The sequence below is a fragment of the Actinomycetota bacterium genome, from assembly GCA_014360645.1.
Lineage (GTDB): Bacteria > Actinomycetota > Geothermincolia > Geothermincolales > RBG-13-55-18 > Solincola_B.
Genome location: JACIXD010000002.1, coordinates 300,652 through 315,813, shown reverse-complemented (window position 1 = coordinate 315,813; position 15,162 = coordinate 300,652). Strand labels below are relative to the sequence as shown.

Sequence of the window (15,162 nt, the reverse complement as noted above, 5' to 3'; positions counted from 1 at the left end):
TATCCGCTGAGGGACGGCTTAAAGCGCCTCCGGCGATGCCGCAGCCCCCATTGGGCGGAGCGTTTCCTCCGGGGTTGGCACCTGAGGGCCGCCTGCTCCGAGATCGAGCCCCTGAAGAAGTTCGCCGGGATGCTCAAAAGAAGGCTTCCCGGCATCCTGGCCCACTGCCGCTATCCTATTCATGCCGGCGTGCTCGAGGGAGCCGACAACAAGGTCAAGGCCATAAAGAGGGCAGCCTATGGGTAAGAGACGAGGATTATTTCTTTCTCAAGATACGGGGAGCCTTCAGGCCGGCTACCCACACTTTAGGGAGATGAGCTAGAAAGGAAACTGCTTATGGAGCTCGCCTCGAGCGCTCAAGCCTCTCTGGATATCGCTTAAGTCGAAGCTCCCGGCGCGAAAACGAGGCAGGGCATCATGGGGAGGGGAGAATGCCGGGGCTTGGACGTTTTGACCATCCTCGATCTGGGTAATAACCTGCCGCCAGGAGGGGTATATGGGAAATCCCGTCTAATACAAGAACCGGGTTTAGCCGAGATATAAAACGTATCGAAGCTCGACAAAAGGAGGTCGCGGAGACATGCGTGGCGGAGAAAGAAAAAAGATAGGCGGGGGGGGCGGCGCGCAGAATCGCGGCGGCGTTGTTGGCGGCGGTCTTTAGCGTATCCCTGGTGCCGGCCGCCGCTCCCCAAGCCCCGGCATGGGCGCTGACCGATGCCGCCTATCCCCCGGGGTACCCTTTTCGCCACGGTGGGTGGGCCTTCGCCGAGGGGTGCACTAGAGAAGGGTTCGAGACCTGGCTGTGTATACGCAACCAGACCTGGCCCAACCGATATACCCCCGCAGACGTCAAATGCAAGCTGGAGGTGTGGTATATAACTAACGCGGGGCTGTTGGACAAAAAATACTACGACCTCCCTTTGGGGGCGCGCTTTACCATAAACGTCAACGCCGAGATAGGGCCGGGGCACGACGTTTCCTTTCTGCTTTTCCTGTATCTAAACAAACTAGGGACGGGGGGAATCGTCGTCGAGCGTCCCATGTATTTCGCCTATGCCGGGCGGGGAGGGCATGAGCTTTGGCAGGGGGGGCATGTGGCGTACGGCTTTCCCTGTCGGCGCGATGAAAATTCCCTTAATAAAGACCCTAAGATTAGTGCCCCGGGCGATGAAATCTGTGGGAAGCGCTTCTATTTCGCCGAGGGCACCACACGCCAGGACTCGGAGCGGCATTTCGACGAGTGGATATGCGTGCTCAACCCTGAGCCGGAGCCCGCCAAGCTCACCTTCAACTATATGATAGAGGGAGAGGGGCTGAAAACGGTCACCGAGACCCTACCCCCCCAGCACCGCGGCACCTGGTATGTCGCCGACCACATAGGAAAGAACAAGGACGTGTCCCTGGAACTGCTCTCTGATGTAGGGGTGGTGGCGGAGAGGCCCATGTACTTCAAATACCGCAGCGTGAACCCCGCGCGGCCGGGGAGGGCTTGGTACGGGGGGCATGTCATCATGGGGCTTTGCCCTACTTGGACGAACTATGACGAGGAGTATTCCTGCGCGGCCTTCCCCTTCGCGCCCACCACGTATATCCCCGGCATGGGCTGGGGGGACACCTGGCTGTGCCTACAGAACCCCCACGACTTCCCCATAAATGTGGAGATAACGGCCGTTACCGCGGGAGGAATCATGGGGCTGGTCAAGACCCTTCCTCCCAAACGCCGTACCACTTTCTACTACCCCGAGATATTGCAGGAGCTGGGGGCGTCCTCGCCGGGGGCGGGAGGCTTCGTCGTCAGACTGCACCAGGAATCCCACCCCAACGGCGTGCAGCCTTACGCGTTCTTCATGGAGCGGCCCGTCTATATGGAATTCGACTCCCTCCCCGCCGCGGGGCAGACCCCTTCAGGGGGGACTACCGGGCGGGGCAGGTATGAGGCACGCGGCGGCATGGCCGAGGGCTGCACCCGGCCGGGGTTCAAATGCTGGCTGGCCATGAACAAATATGTCACTAAGTTTAATGTAAAAAACCCAGAGATACTCGGGGAAAGATGGGACGACCCCACAAAGCAGGACGAGGTGTGGTTTGGCTGGGAGTGCATCTTCCCCGCGGATTCCTCCCCCGACCCCCACGGGCCGTGCGTGCAGCGTACTATATCCATCGCCCAAACGAAACGGGCGGGGATTTCACGCTGGTGGGAAACCTACCTCTGGCTCGCCAACAACGACTTTCCCGACACCGACCTGACCATCAGAAGCAATCGGTTCACGGAACGGGTGATGGTCTTCCTCTACCGAGGAAAATGGGCGGGGATGCATACCGCCATGCCCTAACCTTCTTTTCCGTTTCCCACGGAGCCGGGCGTCGCTTGACAACGCCCGGCTCCGTTTCGGTCTTCGACCCCGGAACTTACCATCTCTACCTTAACCTACCGGACAATAGCCGCATCCTTCGACTGAAGACCGTCCCATGACCCGAGGCCGGACTGTCACCGACCAAGAGTCAAGGCCTATTCGGAGAGTATAATCGCTTACTTCTGCCTCGTTCCGCACAGACGGCATTTTACACTTGCGCTGGCCCTGTGGCAGTCCTTGCAGACGAAGCGGCCGTTGTCGCAGGCCTTACCTCTGAATACATCCTTTGTCTTTCCGCAGTACGCGCAGGTCTCGCTAGCCATAATCCATCCCCTTTCATGTTAATCAGCACCTCAAAACCGGCCACTTGAGATAGGAAGGGAAGCGGTCCAAACTCCTCCAAAAAACACGCTTGCGAGGAGGCGGTCCGGACCCAGGACTTCCTCTCCTTCATCCGCCTGCACGAGCGCGCTTTCCGCTTCTTCGGCGGTGTGCCCCGGGTGGTCAGGTTGGATAACCTCAAGGCCGGAGTAGCCCGCGCCTGCCTCTACGACCCCGACATCAACCCCGTCTATTCTGCCTTCGCCTCCCACTCGGGCTTCTGCCCCCTGCCCCGTTTTCCCGGAAAAGCCAAGGAGAAGGGCAAGGTGGAAAAACGGGAGACTGCCTGAAGAGCAACGCGCTCAAGGGCAGGAGATTCGACTCGCTTGCGGATATGAACGAGCACCTCAAGAGATGGAACCGCAACATCGCCAGCCTGCGCATCCACGGCACTACGAAAAGGCAGGTCCTCGCCCACTTCCTGGAGGCGGAGAAGGGGGCCCTTCAGCCGCTGCCCGCGTCATCATTCGAGCACTCAAGCTACGGCAGGCGGATGGTCCATTCAGGCGGCCATATCCGGGTGGGGAACGCCTTCTACTCCGTCCCCCACCACCTGCTCAGGGAGGAGGTGGAGGTGCGCTACACCGAGCGCATCTTAAAGATCTATCGCTCAGGGGAGCTGGTGGCGGTGCACGCCATCTCCGCGCCGGGGACGTTTGTAACCGCGGACGAGCACCGCCCGGCCGAAAAACCCGCCAAGGCGGAGGAGTATGAGCGCTATCTGCTTTCCCGGGCGGAGAGGATGGGCAAGGGTGCGCTCGCTTGGGCGAAGGGCGCCATTGCCGCCCGGGGCCCCCTCTCCTACCGCCTCCTGCAGGGGATGCTCGCCCTCACTGGCAAACACCCGACGGAGGCGGTGAACTGGGCCTGCCGCCTAGCGCATGAGAACTCCTGCCATCACTACCGTTCCTTAAAAAAGCTCGTGGAGAGGGCGGAGGGAAGGGAGGAGATCCCCGAGCTTACCCAGTTCCACGAGCTCATCCGGCCGCTATCCGAGATCGGAGAGGAGGTGAAAGCAATTGAGCGTAGAGCTTGAGAGGAGGCTGCGCTCCCTGCGCCTCTCGGGGACGGCGGAAAGCCTCTCCGCGCGGCTGCTCGAGGCGGAGCGGGCCGATCTTTCCTGCCGCGAGTTTCTGGAGTTGCTCATAGAAGACGAGCTTTGTGTACGCAGGGACCGCCTGTACGCCCGCCGCCTCAAGAGGACCAGATTACAGCGGAAAAATAGAGATGCGATCATGGGCATTGACCTTGGATCGTCGCGATTTCGCTCAAAATACCTTTTAAAATGAGGTAAAATCCGTGAAGCGTAGAAAAAGAAAAATCTCCGATCAGGAGATTGAAACAAGGCTATTTTCATCACTATGGCGTCCATGATTCACCTCTAAGAAAAAAAGAAAGATCTCCGATAAAGAGATTGAAACGAAGAGGTGGAGGCATGGCCTTTGGCCGACGCGATGCGCATAAGGCGGTTCGTCACCTGCGAGAGCGTTTAGGTTTGTCCCGAGTGCTTGTGGTGGGGGTGCCCCCGTTTGAGGGTTGCGCTTCGGATGTTGTGTTCAACATCTGGGAAAGCGCTGATGATGGCAGCGCCGTGTTCTCCGCGCGGTTGCGGGAGGCGGTAGAACAGGCTGTGCTTACCGAGTTGGTGGTGGAAGAAATGCTTCGAGATATGCTCGCTGAACGTGGAGTGCCTGAGGAGAGCATTTCCAAGGCCTTGGATGCATTCAAAGACTTTCTCGACCAGGTATCGGATGAGGGCAAGGAGGACTGTGGGGAGGAGAGAGACACTGCGGTGTTCCGGTTCTTTTCTCCACAGGAGAACTGAACAAGGGAGGTGTAGGAGACATGACGGCGGGGGTGTTTGTGAGGACTGTTGCGGCGTTGCTGTTGGCGGCGTTGATGGTAGTAGGAGCCACGCCCGCTCCGGGAGCCACGCCCGCTCCGGAGGAGGCGTTCATTTACTTCGCGGAGGGCTGTACACGGGAGGGTTTCCACACGTGGCTTACTTTTGTCAACGTCACCGGATGCGCTTGTGATGTGAGGGTAGACTATGTATCCAACCACGGGGTGTTGCTCACGGAGAAATATGTAGTCCCCGGCTTCAACCGCGCTACTGTGAACGTGAACGGCGTGGTGGGGCCTGAAAAGGACGTGTCTTTCCGTGTAGGGGTGAGCTGTCGGGAACTTGCCGAAGAAGCGCCGGATGTTTAGCTGCGCGCTCTTGCGCGAAAGTTCTCTGCCGAGCGTCCCATGTATTTCTCCTATACCGGGACGGGAGGCCACGAGCCTTGGGAAGGCGGGCACGTGGCCTCGCCCATGGCAGACCCCCTCCCGCACAAGCTCTACTTCGCCGAGGGCACTACCCGCGACGGGTTTGATGAGTGGATATGCGTGTTTAACCCCAACCAAAAGACCGCCTCTCTCACCTTTAATTACATGGTGGAGGGAGAAGGGCTCAAGACGGTGCGGGAAAGCGTGTCGCCGAAACATCGGGCGACCTTTTACGTCCCCGACCACGTGGGGAAGGGGAAGGATGTCTCTCTGGAGCTGGTCTCCGACGTGCCGGTGGCGGCCGAGCGCCCAATGTACTTCGCCTACCGCAGCGTGAACCCCGCTCGTCCCGGCAGAGTATGGGCCGGAGGGCACGTGATGGTGGGGGCCAGGGGAGCCACCGCGAACGAGGTGGGGTTCGCCTTTGCCCCGGTAAAGTTCGTGCCCGGCATGGGGTGGGGGGACACCTGGGTGTGTTTGCAGAACCCCAACCCCGCCCCTGCTCCGGTGACCATCTCCGTATGCACTAAGGAGGGGTTGGTGGCACAGGAGCGTGTCCTGCCGCCCCTGCAGAGGACCACCATCTATTACCCCCACCTGCTTCCTGGGCCAAGCCGCGAGCCCTCCTGCTTCTGGGTGCGCGCCAAGGACGCAAGCCTCCCTATTCTCGTGGAACGGCCCGTCTATATGGAGTTTGAGTTCCGCGAGCCTTCCAACCCCGAGACTATCAGCGGGGGCTCGGTGAGCTTCGGTCAGCGCGCTGAAGACGATATATATGCGGGTAGAGTGGTGGGAAGGACATATTCTGCAGCCAAGTACGCTGAAGGGCACACTGGGGACGGCTTTACCATGTGGATGGTCTGTACTACTTTGGATTCTAATAAAACTTCTTCTGAAAGAACCATCGTCGTCTACGATTGTTACTTGCCCGGGGCTGAGCAACTCATCCCTGTGTATTGGGAGGCGCGAGAAGGAGAACGTAGGTGGGAGGCATGCGTGTGGCGAGTCAATAACCAGTTCCCCCATACCGACATCGCCATCGCCGCCGCGAACTGTTCAGAAAGGGTTATGGCTTTCTCCTATGGCCCCGGTTGGACAGGCATGCATACATCTACAGGAGTAGCTTTTACTTGTATGGGGCTGTAAAAGACCGGTGCCGCCCCCGGGTTCGGGGGCGGCCATTTGCTTCACGACGCCCGGCTCCGTGGGTTAGCCCGGCAAGGAAAAGGCGCTGCCCAGGCCTGGTCAAGCATTGGCGGGAGAACCTCTCTCCCCTGACCGTGTTCATGAAATACCATAAAAGGTGCTTCCCTACATCTACGCCGCCGACCAGCTTAAGAGGACCAACGAGGAAGTGAAGAGGAGATGCAAGGTCATCTAGGCGCTCTCCTCGGAGGATAGCCTCATCTCCGTGCTCTATCTCATAATCAGGTTCGAGAAGGAGAAGCTGCAGCAGAGGAGACTTCGAGGCCTCAGCAATAATTCGGTGCGGGGATAGGATGGCCGGATATACGGGCACAGATTTATTGAAGCTATCCCTGAAAGTGCTCCTTTGCATACCGGATTTCATGTTTATTGCTCATGTTCTTGAAAAATATTACAGAGATAGTCGTAGCCCTGGTTCCGTTCCGGGAACAAGATATGATGTTTAGCAAATCTCTCCCGGTCCCAATTACCATCATCGTAACGTTTGTACAGGTCCTCGTAGGGCGTAGCCGAGATGATGAATGAATCGAGCTCAATGTCCTGTCGGTCGCTTCTTTGCCCTATTTCTTTTCCCAGCTCGGGCAGATGTTCCCAAAGTTGCGCCTTCTCGTCTTCGCGGTAGGCTTTGGCGTGCAACATGCCGTGCGGTTCAATGAACACGATGCGTTGTTTTTTTCCATCCACAATCCACAGGATAAAATCGGGGTAGAAGCGGCACCCCTCAAAGAAACTCACGCCTTTTCCCCGGCTTAAGTTGCGCAGAAGGAAGATCTCTTTTCCCGCCAGCGACCCCATTATGACTACTCCTGGCGCATAGTAAGAGACCTGCCCTTCGGCTCCTACCGACACTCTTGGCTTGCCTTCCCCAAGGTGAGGGTGGACTGCCCGCGCTGCGGGGTGGTGAGGGAGGAACTCCCCTTCTGCGATCTCTGGGCCACCTACGCCAAGAGGCTGGCGGCGGAGGTGGCGCTGTCCTGCCGCAAGACCCGCTCCCTCAAGGCCATAGCGGAGCAATACGGCCTGGATCGGAAGACGGTAAAGGAGATCGACAAGCGGGCGCTGGAGCGGGAGCTGCCGCATCCCTCGGATACCCCGGCCAAGTTGCTCGCAGCGGACGAGTTCTCCGATAAGACCGCGAAGTGCGCTTCCCTGTCTATCTCGATCTTGACCGTGGAGGGTCTTTTCTCGATGGTTTCCCCGGCGCCTCCTCATCGCGCCCTGCTACTTGCACTGGGTTTTGTCCCATGTCCGGGGCTGACCCCATCGAGATAGGAGCGGTAGTCGGCCATGGCGCTGACCGCGCGGCATGTGGACTCCACGTCGCGGAAGACCAGGGGTAGGCAGTCGCCATCTTCTCCTTCCCCGTCCCCGTCCTCGCTCATCTCTATGGTGGTGGCGATGTACAGAGGCACCTGCAGCTCGTGCATCAAGCCGTAGAGCTCCCGGGAGAAGCTGACGAAATGCTGGTCCATCATTCTCCAGATGCCGGAGATGTCCATCCCTCGGTCTCCCTTCAACGTGGCGGCCTCCCCCCGCCTGCGGGGAGCCCCGATCCACAGGAACATCACCGCGTCCACCTCTCCGCTCTTCATCAGTATCTCGATCACCGGCTTGAGCACGGTGAAGTCCAGCCCGGCCACCAGGTCCACCGGGTTCCCGGGGACCCACCAGTCGGGGAGCAGCTCCTCGAGTTTTTTCAGGGTATCCCCGGAGAGCGTGGCCACCTCAAGGCCGATCTCGGTGCAGAAGTCCGAGGCGATGACCCCCAATCCCCCGCCTCCGGTGATGATGCCCACCCGCCTGCCGCGCGGCAGGGGACGGTTGACGAAAGCCGCGGCGGTCACTCCCGCTTCCACGATGGAGTAGGTGAGGGTTATCCCCGCCTGACGGCACGCTGCCTCGAAGAGCCTCTCGCTCACCGCCATGGCCCCGGTATGGGACCTGGCCGCCGACACCCCCGCGCTGGTGCGGCCGCCCTTGAGCACCACCACCGGCTTGCGTGCCGTCACCGCCCGGGAATATTCCAGGAAACGCCGCCCGTCGGGAACGCCCTCGATATAGGAGACGATGACCTCGGTGTCGGGGTCCTCGGCGAGATAGGAATAGTATTCCTCGGTGGATATATCGGCCTCGTTCCCGCTGGAGACGGCCTTGGATACACCCAGGCCCGCGTTGACGGCGTGGCCGATGAGCATGTTGAGGATGTTTCCGCTCTGGGCCACGTAACCGATCTTTCCGGGATGGGGGTGGAAGAGGATGGGCATCCAGGAATAGAGCCTGTTTTTGGGGCAGCAGATACCCTGGCAGTTGGGACCCACCAGCACCATGCCCGCCTCGCGTGCCCTCCTCACCATCTCCGCCTCCGCCGCCGCGCCCTCCTCGCCCAGCTCCTTGAAGCCCGCGGTTATCACCAGGCCGGCCTTGACTCCCCTGGCGATGCACTCGTCCAGTGAGCTCAGGACCTGGCGGGCGGGGACGGTGAACACCGCGAGGTCGATCTCTCCGGGTATCTCTCGCACGGAGGGATAGGAGGGCAGCCCGAGAATGGTATCGCGGTTGGGGTTCACCGGGTACACTTCGCCCTCGTATCCCCCCGTGAGCAGGTTGTTGAGTATGAGAAAGCCCCATTTGCGCATGCTCTCCGTGGCGCCGATGAAGGCGATGGAGCGGGGGTTGAACACGTAATCGAGGTTCTTCAGCCTCTGGTCCATGTGCTGCGTACTCCTTGCGTGCCGCTTTCCTGTTGCGCTGCCGGCCTCTTGTTTTGTCGCTGCCGTTATCCTTGCTGCGGGCGGCCGAAAAACACCGCCGTGTTCCCACGTCAAGTCATTATTAAACCTCGAACGCGCCTCTTTAACAACAGACGCGCCGTCCGTACACGGGCCCCTCCACTATGCCCCGCTCTCTCCGGGCCCGCCGGGCCTTATCCTCTCCCAGCGCTCTCCCACCGGGCAGGCCTTCATGCACTCCATGCAGAAGTCCACGTCGGTGATGAAGATCTGCCCCCACTCGACCAGGATGTCCCTGCGCCGGGAATGCCGGAGGAGCATGGCCAGGAAAGCCGGCCACTGCGAGAGCCGGCGCGGCCGCGCGCGCTCGAACCCCAGGGACCATCGACCTTGTGTATCTCCACCGGCTTGTCGGCGGAGACGGGAAGGGAGAGGAACCCTTCTTTTTCCAGCTCCCGCGCCAGCCGCTCCGCCGCCTGGTCCAGCAAGCGCGAGGTCTGCATCTTGTTGCGGGTCCACATCCTGATGTCGGGCGCGTACACCGCCCCGAGGCTGTGGGCCACGGCCATGACGACGACGCTGCGCGCCGCAGGCATGAGGTCCGTCGCCGGCCGTGGGGGGGGGCGAGCAGGATCGTCGTCGCGTCCGCGATCCCCACCAGGTCTATGCCCTCTGAGTGCAGGGCCTCCTTGATGGCGGATGAGGTCATCTCCAAGACCGGCCCCTTTCTCTTTTTTGGCCGGCAACCCGGGCCGGCCGCTCATGCCCTTCAGGCCACGCGTCGCGGCATTTCCGTATAGATCTCCCCCAAAATGTTGACTTTATGGTAGCACATGGTTATAGTAATGACATGTCAGTACCAATTAACGGCTTCGGCCACCTCCTGGCGGCGGGAGGTGGGGTGAAAAAAGCCCGGACGGTCAAAAGCACGTGGAGAAGGAGGTAAGCATGGACGTACCGGAGAACATCAGCGTGAAGGAGTATTTCGAGGAAGTGGTGCCCAAGATGGTCGAGGAGCAGCTCTCCGGGGCCAGCATCACGGGCATGGAGGGCACGGTCTTCACGGTGGAGTTCGACATCAAGGGAGACCAGACCTACGTTTACGGCATCACCGTCAAGGACGCCAAGGACCTCGAGGTCAAGGAGGGCGCCCTCGACAACCCCATGATAAAGGTGGAGATAGACGAGGACACCTGGCGCAAGGCGGTCACCGGCAAGATGGAGGGCGCCATGGACATGTTCACGGACATGGGCCAGAACGCCAACCGCAAGCGTTACGACACCCTCAACTCCACCAAGGGCACCATGAACGTTGAGCTGGGCATGCCCGACGGTTCCACGGTGCCCCTGAAGGTGGTGTTCAACGGGGCGTCCTCGCCGGAGGTCACCTTCAAGATCGGGCTCGAGGACTGGGCGCTGATGCAGAAGGGAGAGCTCGCCGGCCCCACCGCCTTCATGACCGGCAAGCTCAAGATCGAGGGCGACATGCCCTTCGCCATGTCCCTGGGCAACCTGATGATGTAACCCTCCTGAGCGGGGCGAAAGACCCTACAAGGGCGACCTCGCAAGGGCGAACCCAGCCGGGGCGGGACTCGGAGGTCCCGTCCCGGTCGCCATGTGGGGGAGAAAATGCCGGCGCAGGGGGAGGACCTCCGTTCATGCCATATGGCCTCGGCTTTGTCGGTGGCCTTGACGGCGCGGGGATATGGCAAAGCCCCGAGTTGAGAAATGGGGATGCCCATATGAGCATCGGGACCTCTAGCTGGCTCTGCCTGTCGGTGCGCAGGCGGACCAACCTGGGAAGGAATGGTATTGCAGCCGTGGTATCCCCCGACCCGGAGATGTTCCTGCTCATCGGGGAATCGGAGACGGCGGGCGCCTGCCTGGAATGGTTTGCCAGGGAGATGGCGGTGGCCACGGGGGCCATACCCTCCTTCAGGGCCATAAGGGACGTGGTGCGCGTGAGGAAGGTCTTCCATGCGCGAGGCGGCGTGCGCGAGACCTATGACCGCCTTTACGGGGTCTTCCGCGACCTCTATGCCGGGCTGGCGGGAGCTTGCCGCAGGCTGAACTCGGGCCTCTCGTGCGACGCGGGGTCCGACCGGGCGCCGCGCCCTGATGTTCCGGGCGGGACGTAGCGGATCAACGGGCATGCCCGAGAGCTACGTCATGATGCCCGATCCGTAACCGGGCGAGGGCGGACGCTCCTCGTCCTTGAGGGATAAGAACGGAGCCGGGGCTTTTCGGGCGCCGGTGTGGAGCATGACCGTGCATGAAAGTCGGTCGCCGCGAGTGCCGGAAGGATGCGAGCGTCCCGTTTTACGATCGAGGCAGGGGGTTGTATCATGTGCAGGCGACCGCGATCGCGGAGGGCGAAGGGGCGCCGTGATGGAGTCGAGAGGCCGTCGGTGCCTGCCCTGAGACAGGAGGTCCGCCCTTGGGTATATTTCGGAGCGAGAGAAAGAAGAAGATCATCTCCTGCGCCACGGTGGCGGAGGAGCTCAGGCTCATGGGGGTGAGCGAGGACGACCTGGTGGAGCTGGAGTTCGGACTGCACAACGACCCCGGGGCACTCCACCGGGCGCTCCAGGAGAGGATAGACGCCATGCCCGGGGAGGAGGACATCATCCTGGGATACGGCCTGTGTTCCAATGCCGCGGTGGGGCTCTCTTCGTCTACGCACCGCCTGGTCATCCCGCGGGTCGACGACTGCATTGCCCTGTTCCTGGGCTCGCGGAGCGAGCACCTGCGCCGCCTGCGCGAGGAGCCGGGCACCTATTTCCTCACCAAGGGGTGGATCAAGGCCGCGGAGCTGCCCGTCGCCGAGTACGGGAGGCTGGTGGAGAGGTACGGAGAGGAAAAGGCCCGTCGCGTGGCCAGGGCCATGCTGGCGAACTACAGGCGCCTGGTGCTCATCAACACCGGCAACTATCGTCTTGAGGAATTCCGCGCCACCGCCATGGCCATGGCGGAGACCCTGGGACTGCGGTACGAGGAGATACCGGGCTCCACGCGCCTCCTGCGCATGATGCTGGACGGCGAGTGGAACTCCGAGTTCGTGGTGGTCGAGCCCGGCGAGGAGACCACCCTTGCCATGTTCCTGCAGTGAGAACGGGCCGGGAGATCGGCGCCCCGCCGTAGTGGAAGGCGGCATCTGCGGGGGCGAGGGCGGAAGGGGGACGCCCCCCGAGAATGACGGGCAAAGTACGGGCGGCGCGTTGTATCGGGGAAGAGGTTGTTGTAATATATTTTACGCGCTTGTGAGTGTACGAGCCCGCTTAGCTCAGTTGGTAGAGCACATCCATGGTAAGGATGGGGTCAGCAGTTCGAGTCTGCTAGCGGGCTCCATTGATTCAATGTCGTGGCGGTGTAGCTCAGCTGGTAAGAGCGCGCGGTTCATACCCGCGAGGTCAGAGGTTCAAGTCCTCTCACCGCTACCAGCCGAGAACGGGAGACTCCCGTCGCTATAGAAAAGGGGGCAGGAGCGGCAGGCTCGTGCCGGAAGAGACGACATCCCCGCCCGAGGACCGGAGATCGGGCGGGGTCGTTTCGTGGACCGCGCGTGTGCGCCTGCGGCCCGCCCATCGAAAAGGCATGTTGCGGGGTGTTCCCGGCCGGCGTAAGGCCGGGATGAGTCGGATGAGGGATGGAGGAATGTCAAAATGGCCAAGAAGAAATTCGAGAGGACCAAGCCGCACGTGAACGTGGGCACCATCGGGCACATCGATCACGGCAAGACCACCCTGACCTCGGCCATCACCATGTGCCTGGCCAGCCAGGGACAGGACGTGGAGGTGCGGTCCTTCGACTCCATAGACAACGCCCCCGAGGAGAAGGAGCGGGGCATCACCATCGCCATCGCCCACGTGGAGTACCAGACGGACAAGAGGCACTACGCCCACGTGGACTGCCCCGGGCACGCCGACTACATCAAGAACATGATCACCGGCGCCGCCCAGATGGACGGGGCCATCCTGGTGGTCTCCGCCGCCGACGGCCCCATGCCCCAGACCCGCGAGCACATCCTTTTGGCCCGCCAGGTGGGGGTGCCCGCCATGGTGGTCTTCCTCAACAAGGCGGACATGGTGGACGACCCCGAGCTGCTTGAGCTGGTGGAGCTGGAGGTGCGCGAGCTCCTGAGCAAGTACGAGTTCCCCGGGGACGAGATCCCGGTGGTCGCCGGCTCGGCCCTCAAGGCCATGGAGTGCGGCTGCGGCAAGCGCGAGTGCGAGGCCTGCGGCCCCATCATGGAGCTCATGGACGCCGTGGACGACTACATCCCCACCCCCGCCCGCGACGTGGACAAGCCCTTCCTCCTGGCCATCGAGGACGTCTTCTCCATCACCGGCCGCGGCACCGTGGTCACCGGGAGGATCGAGCGCGGGGCCATCCACACCGGGGACGAGGTGGAGATCGTGGGCATCCGTCCCACCCAAAAGACGGTGGTCACCGGGGTGGAGATGTTCCGCAAGATCCTGGACGAGGGCCAGGCGGGGGACAACGTGGGCCTGCTGCTGCGGGGCATCGGCAGAAAGGACGTGGAGCGCGGCCAGGTGGTGGCCAAGCCCGGCTCCATCACCCCCCACGTGGCCTTCAAGGCCCAGGTCTACGTGCTCTCCAAGGAGGAGGGAGGCCGCCACACCCCCTTCTTCTCGGGCTACCGTCCCCAGTTCTACTTCCGCACCACCGACGTCACCGGCACCGTCACCCTCCCCGAGGGGGTGGAGATGGTCATGCCCGGCGACAACACCGAGATGTCCATCGAGCTCATCTCCCCCATCGCCATGGAGGAGGGGCTGCGCTTCGCCATCCGCGAGGGCGGCCGCACGGTGGGCGCCGGCAGGGTGACGGCCATCCTGAAGTAGAGGCGCGGGGGGCGGCCGCCGTCCCCCATCCCCCGGGCCGGGAAGGGCTCTCGGGGTACGGGGAGGAGGTGCGGACGCGAGGCCGGGGATGGCGCCCGCGAGGTGCCCCGGAGACGCCCGCCCCCGCATTGACACCCGATGCCGCTCGTGGTAGCTTAACTTTTCGGTTCCTTTTTCAAGCGGGAGAAAGAAGATGAGAATACTGGTGACGCTGGCCTGCACGGAGTGCAAGAGGCGCAATTACAGTACCAAAAAGAACAAGAGCAACGATCCCGACCGCATCGAGTTGAAGAAGTACTGTCCGTGGTGCAGGACGCACACTTTGCACCGCGAGACGCGCTAGGCTAATATATTATAGTGCAAGGAGGGTGCTTCCAACTGCCCGATGAGTGAGCACCCGGCTTAAGGGATAAGCGTAGGCCTGTAGCTCCAACTGGTAGAGCGCCGGTCTCCAAAACCGGAAGTTGGGGGTTCGAGTCCCTCCAGGCCTGCCATATTTTTTGTGGCCATAAGGAGGACGCTTTGCCGAGCAGAGAGATGCGCCGCATGCAGCAGAAGTTGGGCATGGAGAAGAAGCGTGCCCAGCTGAAGAAGAGCGCAGGCGCGCGCAGGAAAGGCGGGCCGAAGAAGCAGCGGGTGACCGTCTCCCAGTTCCTCACCGAGGTGCGCGCGGAGATGAAGAAGGTCACCTGGCCCACCCGGGACGAGGTGGTCTCCTACACCATCGTGGTGCTGGTGACGGTGGTGATCATGGGCGGCCTGGTGTATTTCGCCGATATCCTGTTCACCAAGCTGGTGGACCTGATAATACTGTGAGCGGGGGTCGGTACATGGATCCGAAATGGTACGTGATACATACCTACGCGGGATATGAGAACAAAGTGAAGAGCAACCTCGAGCACCGCATCGCGTCCATGGACATGGGGGACATGATCTTCAAGGTGGTGGTCCCCACCGAGGAGGTCATGGAGATCAAGGGCGGCAAGAAGGAAGTGGTACAGAAGAAGATGCTGCCGGGGTATATCCTGGTGCAGATGGAGCTGGATGACGACAGTTGGTACGTGGTGCGAAACACCCCCGGGGTGACCGGGTTCGTGGGCTCCAGCGCCAAGCCCACCCCCCTCACGGAGCAGGAGGCGAGGAAGCTGCTCAAGCCGGTGGCTACCGAGAAGCCCCGCCCCAAGACCGAGTTCGAGGAGGGCATGAGCGTGAGGGTCTCCTCCGGCCCCTTCGCGGACATGACCGGGACCATCGCGGAGATAAACATAGACCAGAGCAAGCTGAAGGTGATGGTCTCCATCTTCGGCAGGGAGACCCCCGTGGAGCTCACCTTCGACCAGGTGACCAAATTGTGAA

Annotated in this window: 19 protein-coding genes and 3 tRNA genes; 19 read left to right on the top strand and 3 right to left on the bottom strand. The window is 61.5% G+C overall.

Annotated elements, in window-relative coordinates; all coding sequences use genetic code 11:
* The 8 genes from H5T74_03005 to H5T74_02970 form a co-directional block, all read left to right on the top strand.
* Nucleotides 1-246, top strand: a 246-nt coding sequence (locus H5T74_03005; protein ID MBC7229346.1) for a transposase, incomplete at its 5' end; no start/stop codon positions are given.
* A gap of 398 nt (nucleotides 247-644) precedes the next feature.
* Nucleotides 645-2,333, top strand: a complete 1,689-nt coding sequence (locus H5T74_03000) for a hypothetical protein (GenBank protein MBC7229345.1) — start codon at nucleotides 645-647, stop codon at nucleotides 2,331-2,333.
* A gap of 473 nt (nucleotides 2,334-2,806) precedes the next feature.
* Complete coding sequence (locus H5T74_02995; GenBank protein ID MBC7229344.1) at nucleotides 2,807-3,025, top strand: transposase; 219 nt, start codon at nucleotides 2,807-2,809, stop codon at nucleotides 3,023-3,025.
* 44 nt (nucleotides 3,026-3,069) lie between these two features.
* Entirely contained in the window at nucleotides 3,070-3,771 is a 702-nt protein-coding gene (locus tag H5T74_02990; GenBank protein ID MBC7229343.1) for a hypothetical protein, read from the top strand.
* Nucleotides 3,755-4,024, top strand: a complete 270-nt coding sequence (locus H5T74_02985; GenBank protein MBC7229342.1) for a hypothetical protein — start codon at nucleotides 3,755-3,757, stop codon at nucleotides 4,022-4,024. The genes H5T74_02990 and H5T74_02985 overlap by 17 nt, the downstream gene beginning before the upstream one ends.
* Nucleotides 4,025-4,239: 215 nt before the next feature.
* Entirely contained in the window at nucleotides 4,240-4,560 is a 321-nt protein-coding gene (locus H5T74_02980) for a hypothetical protein (protein ID MBC7229341.1), read from the top strand.
* A gap of 20 nt (nucleotides 4,561-4,580) precedes the next feature.
* Nucleotides 4,581-4,946 (top strand): hypothetical protein, encoded by a 366-nt coding sequence (locus tag H5T74_02975; GenBank protein MBC7229340.1) that lies wholly within the window; start codon nucleotides 4,581-4,583, stop codon nucleotides 4,944-4,946.
* A 39-nt stretch (nucleotides 4,947-4,985) separates the two neighbouring features.
* Complete coding sequence (locus H5T74_02970) at nucleotides 4,986-6,152, top strand: hypothetical protein (GenBank protein ID MBC7229339.1); 1,167 nt, start codon at nucleotides 4,986-4,988, stop codon at nucleotides 6,150-6,152.
* 426 nt (nucleotides 6,153-6,578) lie between these two features.
* On the opposite strand, the gene H5T74_02965 is transcribed toward H5T74_02970, so the two are convergent.
* The gene (locus H5T74_02965) at nucleotides 6,579-7,007 is read right to left on the bottom strand and encodes a hypothetical protein (GenBank protein ID MBC7229338.1); all 429 of its coding nucleotides are present in this window, start codon (nucleotides 7,005-7,007) and stop codon (nucleotides 6,579-6,581) included.
* An 81-nt stretch (nucleotides 7,008-7,088) separates the two neighbouring features.
* Here H5T74_02965 and H5T74_02960 point away from each other — a divergent pair, with 81 nt between their 5' ends.
* Entirely contained in the window at nucleotides 7,089-7,484 is a 396-nt protein-coding gene (locus tag H5T74_02960) for a transposase family protein (protein MBC7229337.1), read from the top strand.
* Here the strand turns inward: H5T74_02960 and H5T74_02955 are convergent.
* Both H5T74_02955 and H5T74_02950 read right to left on the bottom strand, forming a co-directional pair.
* Nucleotides 7,421-8,923, bottom strand: a complete 1,503-nt coding sequence (locus H5T74_02955; protein MBC7229336.1) for a CoA-binding protein — start codon at nucleotides 8,921-8,923, stop codon at nucleotides 7,421-7,423. The two genes, H5T74_02960 and H5T74_02955, sit on opposite strands and share 64 nt — an antisense overlap.
* Nucleotides 8,924-9,103: 180 nt before the next feature.
* Nucleotides 9,104-9,262, bottom strand: a complete 159-nt coding sequence (locus H5T74_02950; protein MBC7229335.1) for a hypothetical protein — start codon at nucleotides 9,260-9,262, stop codon at nucleotides 9,104-9,106.
* 627 nt (nucleotides 9,263-9,889) lie between these two features.
* On the opposite strand from H5T74_02950, the gene H5T74_02945 reads away from it, so the two are divergent.
* From H5T74_02945 to nusG, 10 genes are all read left to right on the top strand, one after another.
* Nucleotides 9,890-10,465, top strand: a complete 576-nt coding sequence (locus tag H5T74_02945) for an SCP2 sterol-binding domain-containing protein (protein ID MBC7229334.1) — start codon at nucleotides 9,890-9,892, stop codon at nucleotides 10,463-10,465.
* A gap of 218 nt (nucleotides 10,466-10,683) precedes the next feature.
* Nucleotides 10,684-11,079: a hypothetical protein gene (locus H5T74_02940; protein ID MBC7229333.1), complete on the top strand. Its 396-nt coding sequence runs from the start codon at nucleotides 10,684-10,686 to the stop codon at nucleotides 11,077-11,079.
* A 299-nt stretch (nucleotides 11,080-11,378) separates the two neighbouring features.
* The gene (locus H5T74_02935) at nucleotides 11,379-12,050 is read left to right on the top strand and encodes a DUF1638 domain-containing protein (GenBank protein MBC7229332.1); all 672 of its coding nucleotides are present in this window, start codon (nucleotides 11,379-11,381) and stop codon (nucleotides 12,048-12,050) included.
* 163 nt (nucleotides 12,051-12,213) lie between these two features.
* Nucleotides 12,214-12,289, top strand: a tRNA-Thr gene (locus tag H5T74_02930).
* A gap of 15 nt (nucleotides 12,290-12,304) precedes the next feature.
* Nucleotides 12,305-12,381 (top strand) — tRNA-Met (locus tag H5T74_02925).
* Between the two features lie 222 nt (nucleotides 12,382-12,603).
* Nucleotides 12,604-13,806, top strand: a complete 1,203-nt coding sequence (tuf, locus tag H5T74_02920) for an elongation factor Tu (protein ID MBC7229331.1) — start codon at nucleotides 12,604-12,606, stop codon at nucleotides 13,804-13,806.
* A 193-nt stretch (nucleotides 13,807-13,999) separates the two neighbouring features.
* Nucleotides 14,000-14,149: a 50S ribosomal protein L33 gene (gene rpmG / locus H5T74_02915; protein ID MBC7229330.1), complete on the top strand. Its 150-nt coding sequence runs from the start codon at nucleotides 14,000-14,002 to the stop codon at nucleotides 14,147-14,149.
* A 74-nt stretch (nucleotides 14,150-14,223) separates the two neighbouring features.
* Nucleotides 14,224-14,300 (top strand) — tRNA-Trp (locus H5T74_02910).
* A 43-nt stretch (nucleotides 14,301-14,343) separates the two neighbouring features.
* Nucleotides 14,344-14,622, top strand: a complete 279-nt coding sequence (gene secE, locus H5T74_02905) for a preprotein translocase subunit SecE (GenBank protein ID MBC7229329.1) — start codon at nucleotides 14,344-14,346, stop codon at nucleotides 14,620-14,622.
* Nucleotides 14,623-14,636: 14 nt separating this feature from the next.
* Complete coding sequence (gene nusG / locus H5T74_02900; protein MBC7229328.1) at nucleotides 14,637-15,161, top strand: transcription termination/antitermination protein NusG; 525 nt, start codon at nucleotides 14,637-14,639, stop codon at nucleotides 15,159-15,161.
* Nucleotide 15,162 lies beyond the last annotated feature (1 nt).